The following is a 17695-nucleotide window of genomic DNA, read 5'->3' as shown; positions in this document are numbered from 1 at the left end:
ATGTACAAACTTTTGATTGTGGATGATGAACCTCAGATTTTGGAAGGTATGAAACGTATTCTGGATTGGGAGCACTACGGATTCAAACAAATCGAAACAAGTGACTCCACTGAAGATGCTGTATTTAAAGCCGTAGATCTAATTCCTGACATTGCTATTATTGATGTGTGTATCGGCAAAAATCTAGGGTATGATGCGATCCAAAAGCTAAATGAAGTGAACCTTCCAACCAAATATATTATTATAAGCGGCTATAGTGACTTTCAATATGCCCAGCAAGCCATTCGTTGCGGAGTGAAGGATTACCTGTTAAAGCCTGTGGACCGAATCAAGCTGCAGGAGGTCATTGAAAAAATAATTATCGAAGATTTACATGGCACGATTAGAGATGTGAATGCGGACTCTATGAGTATTGATCCAGTATTGGGGATTCATTACGATGCCTTATCCAAGCTGGTCAATCGTATATTAATTATGATTAAAACAGAATTCGCTCATAATATTTCGTTAAAATCCGTCGCAGACCGCTTTCAAATGAACAGTACCTATCTTGGACAAATCTTCATTAAAGAAACAAGTATGAAGTTCTCAGAGTATCTAATGAGCTATCGCATGCATCGTGCACAAGAGCTCATCCAAACGACTAATGAGAAAATACACTGGATTGCCCTTTCAGTTGGTTATAACAACCTGAATTATTTTTATACACAATTTCAAAATCATTTTGGTACATCTCCCTCAAGTTTACGGATGAAAAGTTAAGCTGGATATACATTGCATAGCGATTTAGGGGGCCGGGGTCATGAATAGATATAGCTGCTTCATCTGTGGCATTATAGTGCTGTTCATTTCACTGTTAACTGGCTGCAATAAGCAGAATATGAACGCTGCGAGCTTTAATGCAGAACCCGTTGTGAATCTGATCTATTATACCATCGGTGATCCTGATAAGGATCTTGCTCTAGTTAATGACAAAATTAACGAGATATTGATGAAAAAAATTGGAATTACGATAACCTATAATAAAATTGGTTGGCAGGAATATGCTGATCGCATGAATACAATGATCTCCTCTGACAGCCCTTTTGATATTGCGTTTGCTCCGGATTATGCTAAATATGCCAAACGTGGGGTATGGCTGAAGTTAGATGACTATTTCATGAATCTAGCCAAAGAAATGTACCTTGCTATTGATCCCATATTTTGGAAAGGCGCTAAGATGGATGACGGGTTCATCTACGGCGTCCCCACCAACAAAGAATTGGCTGTACGCGAGAATTGGATGTATCCTGATTCTCTGGTAGAAAAATATAATATTAAAGTTAACCAATATAACACACTGGAATCGCTCGAACCGCTGCTTCGCATGATACAAAAAAATGAACCCGATTATTTGCCCATGGAGCTTGATCGAGACTCACACAATTTTTTTGCGATGTACGGCTACGAATATATAGGGGACAACAGACTCCCATTAATGATCCAATCTCTGAATCCTGCTGCTCCTGTAGTCAATATCTTCGAAACCCGTGAAGCCAAACATATATTGGATACGTTAAGACGTTACTATCAATTAGGGTTCATTAATCAAGACGCCGCTTTGCGAGAACCAGGAAGCTTGAAACATGGTGTAAAGGTATTTTGGGAATCTGGTAGTGGCGGTCCACTCTCTGAGAGCGTCTGGAGTAACGATCTGGGGTATAAAATTGTAACCAATCCAGTAACACCCGAGGTGGCAACTACAGAAGCTGTACGCGGAGGGATGATGGTTGTGAAGGCAAATACGAAGCATCCTGTGGAGAGCATCAAATTTCTAAACCTATTGAATACCGATCCTGACCTGCGTAACTTATTTCAATATGGCATTGAAGGCGTTCATTATACACTGGATCAGAATGGCCAGGTTGTCCTAAGTTCGATAAAAGACAGTCAAGGAAATCCGCTTCCCAAGGCGAACGGTGGCTACACTGGCATACAGTACACTCAGGGAAACTGGTTTATCTTAAGTACATTAGGTGGAAGCTACCCTGACCCACTAAACAAGTGGGAACAATTCCGCATCTACAACTCCAAGGTTGTGGAGTCCAAAGTACTGGGCTTTACGCCCGATCTGTCAGAGATAAGCGAGCAAATTGATAACATTGAGATTGTCTGGCGCAAGTATTATCCAAGCCTCATGACAGGCAGTGTCGATGTCGATACCATTCTCCCGAAATTCAACCATGAGCTGTATGAAGCAGGGATTAATAAAGTACGTATGGTGATCCAGAAACAGCTCGATCGTTGGCGGGAATAGGAAGACACCGTAAAGAAATGCCCCTCAAGTGAGACACTTTAGATAAAGTGACCTTCTTGGGGGGCATTTATTAACTAGTGACCCATCATCATAGCTGGATCTACCTCTTCGCCACTCTTTGTGACTTGTTGTATCTTCGGCTTGCGAAGGATAAGGGACATAGCAATACCAACACATACGATACAAGCGGTCAGGAAAAATGTATCTCCAAAGCCAGCTACTAAGGCAGTTTGTGGATTACCTGTCTTTCCGATTGTCGCCATGTGAGTATTGATATGAGATGTCAGGTAAGCTGTAAGACCTGTTACTGCGAACGATACGACAACCTGTTGCGCTGCTGAAGTCAATGGTGTCACACGGCTAACCAAATGACGTGGAGCTGAGTTTAATACATGTGTATTAAGTGGCATCATCGTTGATCCCATCCCTAACCCCATCACACACACCGACACGATAACCATCCAAATCGGTGTATCCACGTTTACCGTCGATAGTATAAACATCGCGATGGCGATAACACTCAACCCACAGAACGCTAGTGGACGAGCTCCAATTTTATCAAACAACCTGCCACTAATCGGCATCATAAGACCGGCGCACAACGCTTGCGGCATCACGATCCAACCGGTATGAAGTGCGGTATATCCTTTAATATTCTGTAAATACAACGGAATCATCAGCGTAGCGCCAAACAATGCCATCTGTACGATCCAAGTAAGAATAATACCACGTGTGAAATCAGATGATTTAAACACCTTCAGTTCAAGCAAAGGATACTTCTGTCTAAGCTCTACCACTATGAACAATATTAATGCGATACCACCGATTGTTAAGCCTGTAATAGCACCTGTTGAAGACCAATCTGCTCCCCCTTCACTCACACCATAAGCAAGCATAGCGAATGCGATCGGAGCAAGACACATCCCGAGAATATCAAGATGTGTTGACTTCTGAGGTTCTGTCTTCGGTAAGTATTTTTTACCCAAAATGAAGGCCACAATACCAATTGGCAAATTGATAATGAAGATCCAGTGCCAACTCACGTAATCGACAAGATAACCGGATATTACAGGACCAAAAGCTGGCGCCATCAGCATTGGAATTCCAAGAACACCCATAATAGAGCCGCGACGTTCAGGCGGGGCTAATTTGAATACCATTGCCATCCCGATCGGTGCAACCATACCTCCGCCTAGACCTTGAATAATACGGAAAATAATCAGTTGTTCAGGTGATTGGGCTAAGCCGCACAGAACAGACCCTAATGTAAACAGCACAATCGTTACAAGGAAAATACGCTTTGATCCAAATTTATCGGTCATCCAACCGGCAAGTGGGATTACTGCGGATAGTGCCAATGTGTAACCCGTTATCGCCCATTGAATTGTCTTTAGATCAGTATTGAAATATTCCACTAATTTAGGAACTGCATTGTTAACAACTGTACTGTCCAGAATAACCATAATCATACCGACGATTATCGCAAGAAGTGGAGGCAGAATAGCTTTCAGAGAGAACGTGTCGCCTTCCTGCGTAAGGGGTTTTGTTGAAGCATTTGATGTCATTGTGATACCTCTTCTTTCTAAGTTTTGACTGAATATTTGTGAAAATAATGCTCGAAAAACAAGTCAATACTTTCCTCAATCGATAAAGGGATATCGAGTAACGACGATTGAATGTGATTGTTCGGCTGACATTTAGAAGCAGACACTTTGGTGAACGGTGACATAATGGCAGCAAACATATGCTGTGTCATCAACAATACGGTCTTTGGATCTGTAACACCTGTCACTTCTGTCATGACTGCGCTTAATTTTTCGAACCCTTGTTGTTTCATAAAATGTACATATTCGGCTACCGATTCAAACAGTGGATCATGGCCAAGAATTCGCTTGAGCAAATCAGGATAATCATTAAGAAATGAGGCGTACTTCAAAATAAATTGTTTCAGCCGTTCGATAGGCGGATATTCCACAACATCAAATATGTCAAACGCCGAGCGGAATGTTTCCAGGACTGTCTTCATCGCTTCATGCATAAGCTTGTCTTTCGACCCGAAATAATAATTAATTAGCGCCACATTGGTGCCAGCTTCACTAGCAATCATCCGAATAGTGACACTATCAATCCCTTCGGACTTAATCAAATGCAGCGTTGCGTCTAAAATCTTCTCCTTCGTCATAGAACTCTCCTCATCTCGACATACAATTAAACAGCGTTTAAAACAATGATTAATATACCTTGAAAACTAAATCTGCGTCAATGGAAATTTCAGAAAGTAAATTCACAGTTTTCAACAAAGACTGACTCATGCGATGAAGTGCTTAATTTTGGAGAACAAAAATAACCGGTCGAGAATGTATCTCGCCGGTTTATTGTGTAGTATATCTTTAAAGATGTTGGATTGAATCCATTCCTAGTAGAAGTGTCCTCCTAGCCCTTTACCGAACCGATCATTACACCTTTTTCAAAATATTTCTGAATAAACGGATACACGATAAGGATCGGTAAAGTTGATACAATAATAACTCCATACTTAACCTGGTCAGCAAATTGCTGCGCATATCCGCCTGCACTGCCGCCTGAGCCTCCGCCTTGGGAGAAAACCTGGTTGGATAATAGAATATCACGCAGAATGATTTGTAACGGCTGCAGGTCATTCGAATGAATATAGATAAGCCCAGTAAAAAAATCATTCCAATGTGCTACCAGATAATACAGCGCAATGACCGATATGACGGACTTAGATAAAGGGATCGCAATATAGAAGAAAAATTTAAAATGAGTACATCCATCCAATGCAGCGGATTCATAAATTTCTTTAGGCAGTGAAGCTTCAAAGAACGTGCGTGCAATAATAAGATTAAACACATTCACTGCAAAGGGAAGAATAAAGACCCACATCGAATTGGTCAGGGATAGATCCTTCATCAGGATATACGTTGGAATTAGTCCACCATTAAAAAACAATGTAAAAACGAAGAAAAACATCAGGAACCGGCGTGCACGGAACTCTTGTCTGGATAGTGTATACGCTGCTGGGATCGTAAGAAGCAGATTAAACATTGTTCCCAAGACTGTATAAATAACGGTATTCTTGTAGCCTATCCAAATACGCATATCCTGAAAAATTTGCTCGTAGCCAAAGAAACTGACTCCTCTGGGAAATAGAGTAACCTTTCCTGTGGAGACCAAGGTCTGATCACTGACAGAAGCAATAATAACAAAGTACAAGGGATACGCAACGATTAGGAAAATTAGAACACATAAGATAATTATTGAAATATCAAATAGAATCTCACCCGTACTGCGCTTGTGAATAGTTGTCGCCTGCATAAGCATCACCTTTCGATGTTCTCTCCATTTACCAGAGGCTAATATCTGAGTTGCGTTTGGAAATCCAGTTCATGGTAACCAGAAAGAAAAAATTGATGACGGTATTAAATAATCCGATGGCTGACGAATAACTGAATTGATTGGAAAGAATACCGATTTTATAAACATAGGTGGAAATGACCTCTGATACGGGAAGGTTCAATGAATTCTGCATCAAGAATACCTTCTCGAATCCGGTTCCCAGTACATTCCCCATACTCAGAATAAATAATATGATGATTGTCGGAACCAAGGCAGGGATATCGATATGCAGAATCATCTTCCATTTGTTCGCTCCGTCAATCTTAGCAGCATCATACAGACTTGGACTCACTGTTGATAATGCGGCCAGATAAATAATACTGTTCCATCCAGCATGCTGCCATATATCCGAAATCACAAACACCGGGACGAAAGAATTCGTGGAGGCGAGCAAATTAATGTCCGTATCGCCAAGCTTGGAGATCAGTTGACCAAGAATTCCTGTATTCGGTGACAGGAGAACATTCAACAATCCAACCATAACTACAATTGAGATAAAATGAGGCATATATACGATAGTCTGCAGCAGCTTCTTAGTGCGGAACCATTTCACCTGATTCAGTATGAGCGCTAGTATGATCGGTGCCGGAAATCCCAGAACGATTGTTGTGATGCTGATAATCACAGTATTTCTCATCAAATCCCAAAACTGATAGTTATTTATGAATTGCGCGAAATAATGCAGACCACGCCAAGCCCCGCCTGCCAATCCACGCGAGAAATCATAATCCCTGAAGGCAAGCTGAATTCCATACATTGGAATATAGTTGAAGATGATAACTACAACGATCGCCGGAATAATCATAATCCATAATTGATAATCGCGTTTAAGCTCCATTAGATTTCTTCGATGTTTGTTGGGAGTTATTGAGGACATCATAAGCCTCCTTAATAAGGAGACAGCTTCTCTTCATCCTGTAAAGAAAAGCTGTCTCCGGATGTTCTATAAATATTTACATGTCATGTTATTTCTTACTTTTGTAACCATCATAGTATTTCTGCATGGTGGACAAGTTGTTATCCAGCCCCATCTGCTTAATGTTGCTCACATAGGAGTCCCATTCCTTGGTAACTCCCCCTTTGGTAACCCACTGTGAGAACTTAGACATCGCCAAATTAATCATATTCGTATTCACTAACACCATGTCATTGTTGTCTTCCGGGTTATATTTAATGAACATGCTTGGTAAAATATCGTTATCCTTGTCAATCGCACTGAGGACCGCCTGCAGCGGCTCTGTCTGTTTGCCAACAGATTGCATATCAGTACCAAGTGTCAGTTTCAATGAATCGGAGATAAAGGTAGGTCCATTATCCGCCCAGGTTGATGTCCACTTCCATGTGCCTGGGTCCATTTGGCTGTCAGCAGGCGGCAGGACCGCGTAGCTTCCATCTCCATTATCTTTGATGTTCGTACCAAGTGATCCGAATAGTACCTGCATACTAACTGTAGGATTATACAGCTCATTAATAAATTTCATTGCCGCTTCTTTATTCTTGGACTTAGCAGACATGACGACCATATTGCCGCCAAAATTCAGTGAGTTTCCGTCATAGTCATAGGACAGCTTGATATTCGAATCAGCCGACACTTTTAGCGGAGCGATCGACTCGTATTGCGGAGCTAAGGTGTTGCCGAAGCGATCCGTTACTTCCCAACCCCATGAGAAGCCGACCTTCGCTTTGTCCCCGCTGCCGCGCGCAACCGATTGGAATTTGGAATAATCCTGCGTGAAGGCTTCCGGGTTAATTAAGCCAGCCTGCCAGCACTTATTCATGAATTCCACGAACTGTTTGTATCGATCATCCACAAAGTAATTTTTAATCTGGCCACCCTCGGTGAAATATCCTTGACCACTACTATCCGTTAATGTAATACCTAAGCTGCCAAGCAATATTTGTGGCTGAAAATAACCAAATCCCGTCGTCCCCACCGGTGCGAAATCCATAGGAATTTCATCATTTACATCACCGTCTCCATTGGCATCCTTCTCTTTGAACGCCAGGAGCACATTAAATAATTCATCCCAATTCGTCGGCTCCTTAAGTCCCAGATTGTCTAGCCATTGTTTATTGATATATTGCCGACTTACCGTATCTGGCCAGAATCGTTGATATTTCGGTAAACCGTATATTTTTCCATCTAGCTGTGTAGCGATTAATTGGGTCTCCGGCTTCTCTGTAAACATCTGTTGAATGTTAGGGCCACCTGTTGAAATGAGCTCGGTTAAATCCTGAAAGAGACCGGTGAACTGGGCAAAATCAGCATCCGTGATCACATTCGGTCCTATAAGGATATCCGGAATATCTCCTCCGGCTAACAAAGCGCCTTTTTTCTGATCCCAGTCTGCTGAAATTTCTTGCCACTCAATATCAACACCCACCTGCTCCTCAACCTTGGTCAACCATTCCATTTTGGAGAACTCTTGCGTAAGTGGATGTTTTAGCATGATCCCTTTTAGTTTTACTGTACCGGTTGTAGAATTCGTTGACGAACCTGAATTAGAAGAAGAGGCACCATCATTATTACCCCCGCCACCACACCCCGCAAGAATTGTTCCAAATAGGCTAAGTGCTAATACGGGCGTTATTACCTTAGACAAAGATTTCCTCATACAACGAACCTCCCTTTTTTTTGGTTTAAAGCGTAGGGTCATGGTGCGAGGCAAGCAACGGAACTACACCTTATTGCTTCTTGCTGCCCACATTTCACATGACGGCTACAACGCAACTTTAAACCGGGATCGAGGCGGCTGTATACGAACAAGAATTTAAGCATTCGCAATTTTTGAAAGCGTTAACAAAACGGCGTTTTCGGGTGTTTATTTGAATGCGTTTTCAATTATTGTTGACGTTCAAATTTGGTTGAGCATAATAATCCTCATACCCGTGTTGGTATATTCTGTACAGTACTGGCAGTCCCATTTGTTTCAGCTGATTAATATACTGATCCCATTCTTTATCTACAGTTGAATTCATAATCCATTCCGCAAATTTCTCATCGACCAGTTTAAAAATATCTGATTTCGCCAAGGCCATTTCATTAAGCTCCTCTGACGAAAATTTAATCATCGGATAAATGTCCTCTGGTTTAGGCTCATAAGCTTTATAGATGCTGTCCAATTCTCTTCGTATCGTTACCGCGGGAGGAACAATCGTTTTGTTCTCCAATGATTGCGAAAAGTATAGCGGACCATTATCCACGAGCGCATTCGTCCATTGCTGTGTATCTTGATCACCTTCTGGAGCGGGAACTATGGTATACATGCCGTCAGGCTCCTTAGTCACATAATCAGGCATGGAGCCGTAATAGCCTTGGATCGAATTTTCCTCAGTGTAGAATTGATCAATCCATTGAATGGTCTCGACAGGATGCCGATTAGCTGTTGTCATGCTAAACAGATTGGTTGTTATTCTAACGCGAGAAGGACTCGTTGGCCATAATGGCTCCACCTTACTACCGCTACGCAGCGGTGGCAAAGCCACATATTCATCGGCCCATTTACCAACGCGATCTGTTAATGACCAGCCGAAGGTCACACCAACCGTTGCCACATCGTCTTGTTGTGCACTCGCTTTCATCCCGGAATAATCTTGCGTGAACACGTCAGGGTTGATCAGCTTTTCCTTCCAGAGCTCTGCCAGGTAAGAGACTAGGCTCTTATACTCCTCACTCTCGAATAAAAAGCGAATCTGCCCTTTCGTCACTCCGATCATTTCTTCGGTGAAATTATCTGTCACTCCATAAGCCCCAAGTAAACTAGTCACACTAAATAAACCTCTGCTCCTCAGACTTCCTCCAGCACCTGCCCACCAGTCCATTCCAATCTCATCCTGCTTCCCGTTGCCATTGGGATCTCCATTGCGAAAGGCGGTTAATACCTCGCGCAGTTCATCCAACGTAGTCGGTTCTTTCAGTCCAAGCTTATCCAGCCATTTCTTATTAATCATTAAGACATTATAACTATCTGTATTAATCGGTCTTACACCGGGAAGAGAATACATCTTCCCATTCGGAAATGTACTCACCCGCTTGGTTTCGGGAACTTCCTCAAACATTCTCTTAATATTCGGGGCATATTTATCGATATATTCGCTAAGGTCTACGAATTTATCCTTATTCGTGATGATATCCTGATCGTTCAATCCAGCCAAAAAAGCATCAGGTAATTCTCCGCTTGTCAGAGCAGCGCTTTTCGCTTCTTCCCATCCGTTACGTTTCTGCAGCCAGTTGACATGAATTTTTGCATCAGAAGCAATGTGATTCAAATAAGGAATATCCCGAAGATTCTTGGATAGCTGATGTGTAGGTGTCATCACGCTAATCTGTACCCTGTCTTGCGGCTCTACATTGCTCTCTGAAGCACGGTCAGACTCATTATTCGCACTGCATCCATGAAGCAGTGTAATCACCGGTAGCATACATACAACTACAACCCATGGTCTCAATCCTCGCATATTGAATCCCCCCATAGCTTAATCAGCAATAGACAAGAAAATATTCACTTGTTAAACAATCTGAATTGTCCAGGTGTGACTCCTACATGTTTTTTGAAGGCGCGAATAAAGCTGGAAGGGTTAGTGTAGCCTACCTTACCTGCAATCCAATCAATGGTTTCATCGGAATGGATAAGCAGCTGCTTCGAATGATTGATTCGGCGCCCATCCATAAAGTCTTTAAAGTTCTGCCCGGCGTTCTTCTTGAAATAGTGGCTAAAATTCGATACCGACATTCCAAAGTGATCAGCAACAGCTTGTAGTGAGAAGTTGATATCGAACTGATTCTCTTGAATATATTGAAGTACTTCATCCAATGCAGCAGCCTTAGAGGAAGTATGCGTACTAGCCATCAATTCACATAATATGTCCGCGCTTTTCTCTAAAATCTCAGTGATCTGGGCTACCGTAATGCGATTATGAGCCGATGTGATCCCAAGCTGCTCCATATTCCCCTGATGCTTCAAACGGATCAGATTGTTTAATATAATGGTCGAGATATTTACAAATACAGCCCGAATCATATAAGGAGGCGTTCGATCATGTTGAAGAAATTCAATGAGTCGATGAACGGTGTTCTGCACTTCAGTAGCATCACCCGTCATGATGAACAACTCCAACGATTGAATCGTTTCTGCGGGATAAGGTACAGGCTCATTCCGCTGCAGCATCAAATCGTGAAAGGACAGGATGGAGTCTTCATTCTTGATGCGCAAATGTTCGACTGTTCTAAGCGCATTAATATAGGAAGCATGAAATTCCCCTGGATTGTCAACGGTATTTCCTATTCCGATCACAAGCTTAGCGCCAGTAGCCAATTCAATCTCAGCCTGCAGCTTCAGGAACATCTCCCGTAATGCTTGCTCTGCTGTATGTGTGGAAATAAATAAAATATCATCATTATGAATGCTCCGAATAAAATATCCTTCCAGTGCATCTTCGGGCTGTAATTTAATGCTCTTCACGATTTCAAATACTTGATCGATATCCCCAATCACATTGATGACAACAGTCGTACATTTTGCATTCGTAAAAGTGATGCCATAAGACTTTGCCTCTAGCAGTATGTCTTGAAGTGATGAGTACTGGCCACTTATGATTTCATATAGAATGTTATCACGTAACTTCGGAACGATGCTTTGGACATTCAGATCTAATTGTTCTTTTGACTGGAATAGATTCTGGATTGTGGAGCGTATAATATCAAACTCATTGCCGCCACTCTCCGCGTTGCCTTTAAATGCATGCCTGGAGAATTGAACAAGAGACTTAATCGGGGCATAATTATTACGGATGGATAAATAGATGATAATGATCTCTGTGAGCAGGATTGATATAACCAGAATAATTGTGTTGCGCTGCGTTTCCTTCGTCTCCAAAAGTACCGATTCCAGCGGATTCATGCTTATGTATTTCCAGCCATTCTGCTTGGAAACGGTCTGGGAGGCCATATAAGCTTCTCCGTCATAATCAATTTCACCGCCTGATGGCGATGTTTGCAGCTGCTGAATAAACTGCTTGAAATTCGCATCACGCAAATCATCACGTTGGTTGAGTGAGAAGATAGGGTTGTTATGTTGATCAAGAATGATGAAATCTCCAGAATAGCTATTAGACACTGATTTCATCATTCGCTCGATCGTATCATGCCTGATCATATAAATGACGCAGCCTTCAGATTGATCGACGCCTAGAGGAAGAGGAATCATCAAAGTAATCATCTTAACGCGGCCTTCCCCAAGTATGGTAACATCCTCTGACGGACGAACTTGAATCGAGTTGATTACATTGATCGCTTGGCTGAACTGCTCTTGACTCCAAGAACTATATACATATCCATTCTTGGAATTCATAAAGCGCTCCAGTTCATAGATATACCCTGTACTTGAGAACAGATACCCACTTTGTTTGATATATAAGAAAGTATCATTCAAAAGGGTATCCGTTGTTTTATATTTCTTCATCTCATTAGCCACGACGTATCGCTGGTATGCATCATTTTTTAATAAAGATAATTTGATCTCAGCATTAGCTACAATCGATGTAGGGAGAGAATAGATCGGACGCATAAACAGATCCATACTGCTGGCTACTTGCTCGGTAATATGTGTATTCCAGTCCAATATTTTATTCTTCACAATCGAATTGGAATATGGATAGTAATAAAAAATAATAACAGAAAGCGGCAGCAACAAGACAATGATATATGAAAGTAGAAATTTCCATAAAATATTTATTCTAAATTTACGCATTCTTACCTCCATAATCATAATCACTGAGTAGAAGCTACTACAATGTACAGCTATACTCAGTGCATCTACTCATTCCTGTAGCTCAACAACGTCAACCGAGTTGGTCAAATCCGATGTTCCTCTTGCAAGCCACGCTGCATAAGCTCATAAGTAAGCGTGTTCAATCTCTTACCGAGTTCTAACACTCTTTAGCTTTACTATATGGAACGAAGCAACTCCCCTGCCAAATGAGTTCACTTCCAGCTCTCCTAAAGATTTCCTCCCCCCCTTATCCCTCCCACTTGTTAAATTTAGGCTAAATAATGATTGGTCCAAACAAGATTTACATTTCTATTAATCATTTAACAAATCTATATATGAATACGGTTACATGGCTAAAGTAGCACATGCATTGGCGATTGTAAATACCGAGACGTAGTTCATTTAAACTTATTCATATTTAATTAAACTAAATTTGCAATACAGTAGCTTCCAACTTAAAGATGGAATTTCCACGTACAGTGACAGCGAGGAAGAGTTCGTCATAATGCCCTTCTCCTATCCATATAAATAAATATGAACTACATTGATCGACCCATCTATTTGAAGCCAAACCCCATTTCGTGAGGGTTTATTCAGGTTGGATCTACAGAATTATAGGAGGGAGCACAGAATCATGCCAAGCGAAGAAATTAATGCGCTGGAGCGGGCGATTGCTGAAATTACGGAAATAGCTACTGGCTTTGGCTTGGATTTTTATCCTATGCGCTATGAGATATGCCCTGCCGATATTATTTATACATTCGGTGCTTATGGAATGCCGACTCGATTTGGTCACTGGAGCTTCGGAAAGACGTTTCACAAAATGAAATCCCAATACGATTTCGGGCTGAGTAAAATATATGAGCTCGTCATTAACTCCAACCCTTGTTATGCCTTCCTGCTTGACGGGAACTCGCTGATTCAGAATAAGCTGATCGTCGCACACGTGCTGGCACACTGTGATTTTTTCAAAAATAACATGCGCTTCTCCATGTCTAACCGGGATATGGTAGAGAGCATGTCAGCTACAGCGGATAGGATCGCCGGCTATTCAGTAACGTATGGTACCGATGCTGTGGAGAGTTTCATTGATTCAGTGCTAGCCATCCAAGAGCATATAGACCCCAGCCTCATCCAGCCGCGCAAGCTAGGTAAGACCCATCTGCTGGAAGCCAAAATGAGAGAACTCAAAGACGCCCCCCCTGGTGGCTCTAAATCATCTAATCCGTACGACGAGTTATGGAATCTAGACAAGAGTAATTCTGGACCACAAGAAGCATCCTCTGGGAATCGTGCGTTCCCACCAGAGCCCGAAAAAGATATCGTCTGGTTCATCCAGCAATATTCCACGGTCTTAGAAGATTGGCAGAGAGACATTATGACAATGCTCCATGATGAAATGCTCTACTTCTGGCCGCAAATGGAGACGAAAATCATGAACGAAGGCTGGGCTTCCTACTGGCATCAGCGTATCGTCCGCGAACTAGATCTAACCGTTGAGGAAACCGTAGAATACGCTAAACTGAATTCCTCCGTTGTGCAGCCCTCACGGCAAAGCCTGAATCCGTACTATCTGGGGCTGAAGATCTTCGAAGACATCGAACGCCGCTGGGACCGCGAGAAAATATTTGAGGTACGCGAGCTGGAATCCGATACCTCTTTTATCCGCAGTTATCTGTCTAAGGAACTGGTGAACGACCTCGATCTTTATGTTTTTGAGAAAAAAGGACCGGAATGGAAAATCACCGACAAAGCTTGGGAAAATGTACGGGATCAACTGGTACTTGCCCGCGTCAACGGCGGCTCTCCTTACTTGGTCATAGAGGATGCTGATTTTGAGAAGAATGGGGAATTATTTATAACCCACCGCTACGAAAGTATCGAGCTGGATCTGAAGTATTTGGAGCGCACGCTCCCGCATATCTATTCGTTATGGGGTCGGACCGTTCATTTACAGACCGTCGTGGAGGACAAAAAGGCTAGGTTTTCGTATGATGGCAAGAAGGTGCAGCGGAAGTTTATTTAGGGGTTAGCTTAACGAAGGCCCACAGAGCATCAGCGCTCTGTGGGCCTTCTTCATTTTAGTTGTTATGTGGCAAGGGTACTACTATAACGACTGGACCCGGGTTAGACTTCCCGTCAATAACCGTGAAATTAGTTCCGATAAAGGTGGATATTTTGTCCGTTAAATTTAAATGGGACATTACTCTATAGTTACCATCAGGTAAATAAAAATCAAATTTGCCATCAATAATTGAAACTGTTAACTGAAAAGTAGACCCCGACTCCGTACTATTCACAAAAAACAATCCGTCCGCTAAGTTCGATCCATCTGAATAGGTTAAAGTACCTGTAATATTTTTTTGAGGTAATGCTATATGGATTGAAATCGGACTAGTCTGCTCCTTCCCTATTGTAATAGGAAAGCTTAGCGGTGTTTGATTTTGATTCAAATCAGTAAATGTATTCGCCTCATAAGAGCCCTCTGGTAAGAAAAGGTTAAATTCTCCGTTCTTTACTTGGAAGAAGTATTTAGTAGCCGGCTTCTCAGAACCAGTGCTAACAAGGCCTAGCCATCCATTTACCTGTGAATCCTCCTCAGAACTAATAGTCCCCGTATACTTCTTTGGCACTACAATATTCAGTGGATTCGGTTCAGGTTGGTCATTGGCTATTATAAAAGAATAATTTAGCTGTATTTGCTCTATGCCGCTAGATAAATTAATTAATTGATAGGCACCTTCAGGCAAAAACAAGGTAAATATTCCTTGGTAAATAGCTGCAGTGAAGAAGGACTGTGAACCATCTACATTAGTCTTATATACGGTTATAGATCCATTTGTTATAACACTTCCATCTGCATTTTGAACACTACCAACATATGCTTTAGGTATCGTAATTGCCAACGGACTTGGAATCGTCTTACCGTTAATCACCGTGAACCTATAATCTATTGAAATTCTATTAGCGATATTATTGACGAAAAAATTATCTGCCTGGTAGTTACCGTCAGGCAAATACAGGCTATACTCGCCCTCTAGAACCTGTGCGAAATAACCTGGAACCTCTGGACTATCTGTTCCATGCACCAAAAGTGTTCCTGAAGGTACTACTGATCCATCTACCCTAGCGATAGTCCCAGTAGTCTTAGGAGGAATTATTATAGTAAGTTGACTTGGGTCAATCTGACCATTAACAATCTTGAGTTTATAATTTAGTGAGATTTGCTCTTGGGTTTCATTATTAATCTGATTAACTAGATATGTTCCATCCGGTAAGTACAAAGTAAATCGACCTTCTACTATTTGTGCATTGAAAATAGCAGATACATTGGGCTCTATCCTTGAAATAGTTAACGAACCGTTTCTTACTGAAGTACCATCTTGAAACTTAACACTACCTTGATGTCCTTCTGGGATTACAATATCAAGCGAACTAGGGTCAGGCTGTCCATTAGATACCTTGAAAGTATAATATAACGAAATCTGCTCCGATGAGTTTAAATCAGAAACCCCTGTAATTAGATAATCTCCATCATGCAAATTAATATCAAATTTCCCGTCAATCACCATTGTTCCGTAACCAATACTCATATCATTTTCAACCTTTTTCAAAGAAAGAATGCCCTCTTTAAATAATTTCTGACCATCTGCACGTGTAACTGTTCCAAATACGTTATTCACTGGTCCCGGCGTGCTTGTTGGTGCTGGTGGTGTCACTTCAGGCGTAAATGTCGGCATTGGAGTTGGCAATGGAGATACAATAGGCGTTGGTGTTGGTGTTGGTGTTGGTGTTGGTGTTGGTGTTGGTGTTGGTGTTGGTGTTGGTGTTGGTGTTGGTGTTGGTGTTGGTGTTGGTGTTGGTGTTGGTGTTGGTGTTGGTGTAGTTACCGGTGCCGGCGTTACCGTTGGTACCGTCCCCGTTCCCCCCGGTGATGATCCGCCTGGCGATCCAGAAGAACCAGATGTTACTCCTGCAGGAGTTGGTGTAGCCGTTGATGCTGCTCGAAGTATACCATTTATAGTTAAGTTCACATTTGAGGGTACATCTTTTCCTACCTCTAAATTACGTGGTGCCTGTTCCATAATAATTCCGAGTGCATTTATTATTGCATGAACAATCGTCCCAGTCCCTATAACATTCGTGCTCGCGTTAAGAATCAAAGTTTGAATACTCACTCCATTAGCAGCTTCAATGGTTGCCGCTGATTGAACCTGGAGCTTCTCAATAACTGTTGAACCAATAGCAACAATTCTAATCGTCCCTGTCTTCTTATCAACAATCACCGAGGTTAGTCTAGCATTCTCAAAATGAATACTGTGTGCTCCCCCACCTTTAACCGTAGTAATACCGTTAACCGTGACATCTTTTAACAATACATCTCCCTCGGCAATTCCTTCTGCGAGTAATAAGTTACCCGTGATCGTCATGTTTCTTAGAGTTACATTAGGAGAGTTAATGACTACGTCTCCGCTTACTTTCTCATTCCCTGTTAAAGGACCATAAGTACCCGCTGTATCGTACGAGAGGCTTCCTATAGAAGCTTCATTCTTGATCGTTAAGGATCTGTCCAAGATTACGATAGCCTCTGCACGAGTAGCAAAGGATTCTGGATGAAAGGTATTATCCGAATATCCCGACATGATTCCTTTATCGTATACAGACCCTATAGCCCCTTTACTCCATGCAGGACTAGCTGATGTGTCGCTAAACTTATTAGCTGAATCTGAAGAGGACAGTGCAAGTAATTTACTAATAATCACCGCAAATTCTTGTCGTGTGACCTTCTTATTAGGCCCGAATGAACCATCTGAATAACCTTGTATGTATCCTGCCGCATTCGCCACTAAAAGACCTGAATAATACCAATCTGAAGCTTTTACATCTTTAAAAGAATGCTCCTCTGTCTTAACAAATCCAAAAGACTTATTGATTAGCACAACCAACTCAGCTCTTGTAATCGAATGATCCGGTTTAAAATCCCCGTCTGGATAACCTGATACGAGTCCTTTCTCCATCCATTTCGTAATTTGCGCTTCAGCCCAAGTCCCTTGAATATCAGAAGCCTTACTTGCAAAAATCGTACCGAAAGGTAATGAGGTAAGACAAACAATAAGCATGAATACGATAGTTTTCTTTAATAAAACCTGTTTAGTAATCACTTTACTCCTCCTATTTATGTATAAAATGAACTACAGATACTTCTAATCCT

General features: G+C 41.8%; 11 protein-coding genes. 3 read left to right on the top strand and 8 right to left on the bottom strand.

Going from position 1 to position 17695, the window contains the following annotated elements; all coding sequences use genetic code 11:
• Positions 1 to 762, top strand: a complete 762-nt coding sequence (locus ACN6MV_RS08960) for a response regulator transcription factor (RefSeq protein ID WP_076121812.1) — start codon at positions 1 to 3, stop codon at positions 760 to 762.
• 40 nt (positions 763 to 802) lie between these two features.
• Positions 803 to 2296, top strand: a complete 1494-nt coding sequence (locus ACN6MV_RS08955; protein ID WP_419886176.1) for an ABC transporter substrate-binding protein — start codon at positions 803 to 805, stop codon at positions 2294 to 2296.
• Positions 2297 to 2370: 74 nt separating this feature from the next.
• Here ACN6MV_RS08955 and ACN6MV_RS08950 read toward each other — a convergent pair whose 3' ends face one another.
• The 7 genes from ACN6MV_RS08950 to ACN6MV_RS08920 form a co-directional block, all read right to left on the bottom strand.
• Positions 2371 to 3861: a DHA2 family efflux MFS transporter permease subunit gene (locus ACN6MV_RS08950; RefSeq protein WP_042125761.1), complete on the bottom strand. Its 1491-nt coding sequence runs from the start codon at positions 3859 to 3861 to the stop codon at positions 2371 to 2373.
• Between the two features lie 17 nt (positions 3862 to 3878).
• Positions 3879 to 4478 carry a TetR/AcrR family transcriptional regulator gene (locus tag ACN6MV_RS08945; protein WP_042125759.1) on the bottom strand — a complete coding sequence of 200 codons (600 nt, stop codon included), beginning with the start codon at positions 4476 to 4478 and terminating at the stop codon, positions 3879 to 3881.
• 251 nt (positions 4479 to 4729) lie between these two features.
• Entirely contained in the window at positions 4730 to 5632 is a 903-nt protein-coding gene (locus ACN6MV_RS08940) for a carbohydrate ABC transporter permease (protein WP_081954242.1), read from the bottom strand.
• A 28-nt stretch (positions 5633 to 5660) separates the two neighbouring features.
• Entirely contained in the window at positions 5661 to 6551 is an 891-nt protein-coding gene (locus ACN6MV_RS08935; protein WP_419886175.1) for an ABC transporter permease, read from the bottom strand.
• 127 nt (positions 6552 to 6678) lie between these two features.
• Entirely contained in the window at positions 6679 to 8328 is a 1650-nt protein-coding gene (locus ACN6MV_RS08930) for an extracellular solute-binding protein (RefSeq protein WP_419886174.1), read from the bottom strand.
• Positions 8329 to 8551: 223 nt separating this feature from the next.
• A complete protein-coding gene (locus ACN6MV_RS08925; RefSeq protein ID WP_419886173.1) occupies positions 8552 to 10171 on the bottom strand; it encodes an extracellular solute-binding protein in 1620 nt (539 codons plus the stop codon).
• A gap of 44 nt (positions 10172 to 10215) precedes the next feature.
• On the bottom strand, positions 10216 to 12462 hold the full coding sequence (locus tag ACN6MV_RS08920; RefSeq protein WP_419886172.1) for a helix-turn-helix domain-containing protein: 2247 nt from the start codon (positions 12460 to 12462) through the stop codon (positions 10216 to 10218).
• Positions 12463 to 13117: 655 nt separating this feature from the next.
• Between ACN6MV_RS08920 and ACN6MV_RS08915 the strand changes: the two genes are divergently transcribed.
• A complete protein-coding gene (locus tag ACN6MV_RS08915; protein ID WP_419886171.1) occupies positions 13118 to 14509 on the top strand; it encodes a SpoVR family protein in 1392 nt (463 codons plus the stop codon).
• Positions 14510 to 14564: 55 nt separating this feature from the next.
• On the opposite strand, the gene ACN6MV_RS08910 is transcribed toward ACN6MV_RS08915, so the two are convergent.
• Positions 14565 to 17645 (bottom strand): S-layer homology domain-containing protein, encoded by a 3081-nt coding sequence (locus tag ACN6MV_RS08910; protein ID WP_419886170.1) that lies wholly within the window; start codon positions 17643 to 17645, stop codon positions 14565 to 14567.
• Positions 17646 to 17695 lie beyond the last annotated feature (50 nt).

It is taken from the genome of Paenibacillus sp. B-A-8 (assembly GCF_048572915.1).
GTDB lineage: Bacteria > Bacillota > Bacilli > Paenibacillales > Paenibacillaceae > Paenibacillus_AQ.
Note: the sequence above shows the minus strand (reverse complement) of the source record. Positions and strands in the feature narration are given on the sequence as shown.

Excerpts from the sequence above, each read along its gene's own strand:
- ACN6MV_RS08925 (WP_419886173.1), bottom strand. The coding sequence starts at position 10,171 with ATGCGAGGATTGAGACCATGGGTTGTAGTTGTATGTATGCTACCGGTG.
- ACN6MV_RS08950 (WP_042125761.1), bottom strand. The coding sequence starts at position 3,861 with ATGACATCAAATGCTTCAACAAAACCCCTTACGCAGGAAGGCGACACG.
- ACN6MV_RS08940 (WP_081954242.1), bottom strand. The coding sequence starts at position 5,632 with ATGCAGGCGACAACTATTCACAAGCGCAGTACGGGTGAGATTCTATTT.
- ACN6MV_RS08930 (WP_419886174.1), bottom strand. The coding sequence starts at position 8,328 with ATGAGGAAATCTTTGTCTAAGGTAATAACGCCCGTATTAGCACTTAGC.
- ACN6MV_RS08955 (WP_419886176.1), top strand. The coding sequence starts at position 803 with ATGAATAGATATAGCTGCTTCATCTGTGGCATTATAGTGCTGTTCATT.
- ACN6MV_RS08945 (WP_042125759.1), bottom strand. The coding sequence starts at position 4,478 with ATGACGAAGGAGAAGATTTTAGACGCAACGCTGCATTTGATTAAGTCC.
- ACN6MV_RS08935 (WP_419886175.1), bottom strand. The coding sequence starts at position 6,551 with ATGGAGCTTAAACGCGATTATCAATTATGGATTATGATTATTCCGGCG.
- ACN6MV_RS08915 (WP_419886171.1), top strand. The coding sequence starts at position 13,118 with ATGCCAAGCGAAGAAATTAATGCGCTGGAGCGGGCGATTGCTGAAATT.
- ACN6MV_RS08920 (WP_419886172.1), bottom strand. The coding sequence starts at position 12,462 with ATGCGTAAATTTAGAATAAATATTTTATGGAAATTTCTACTTTCATAT.
- ACN6MV_RS08960 (WP_076121812.1), top strand. The coding sequence starts at position 1 with ATGTACAAACTTTTGATTGTGGATGATGAACCTCAGATTTTGGAAGGT.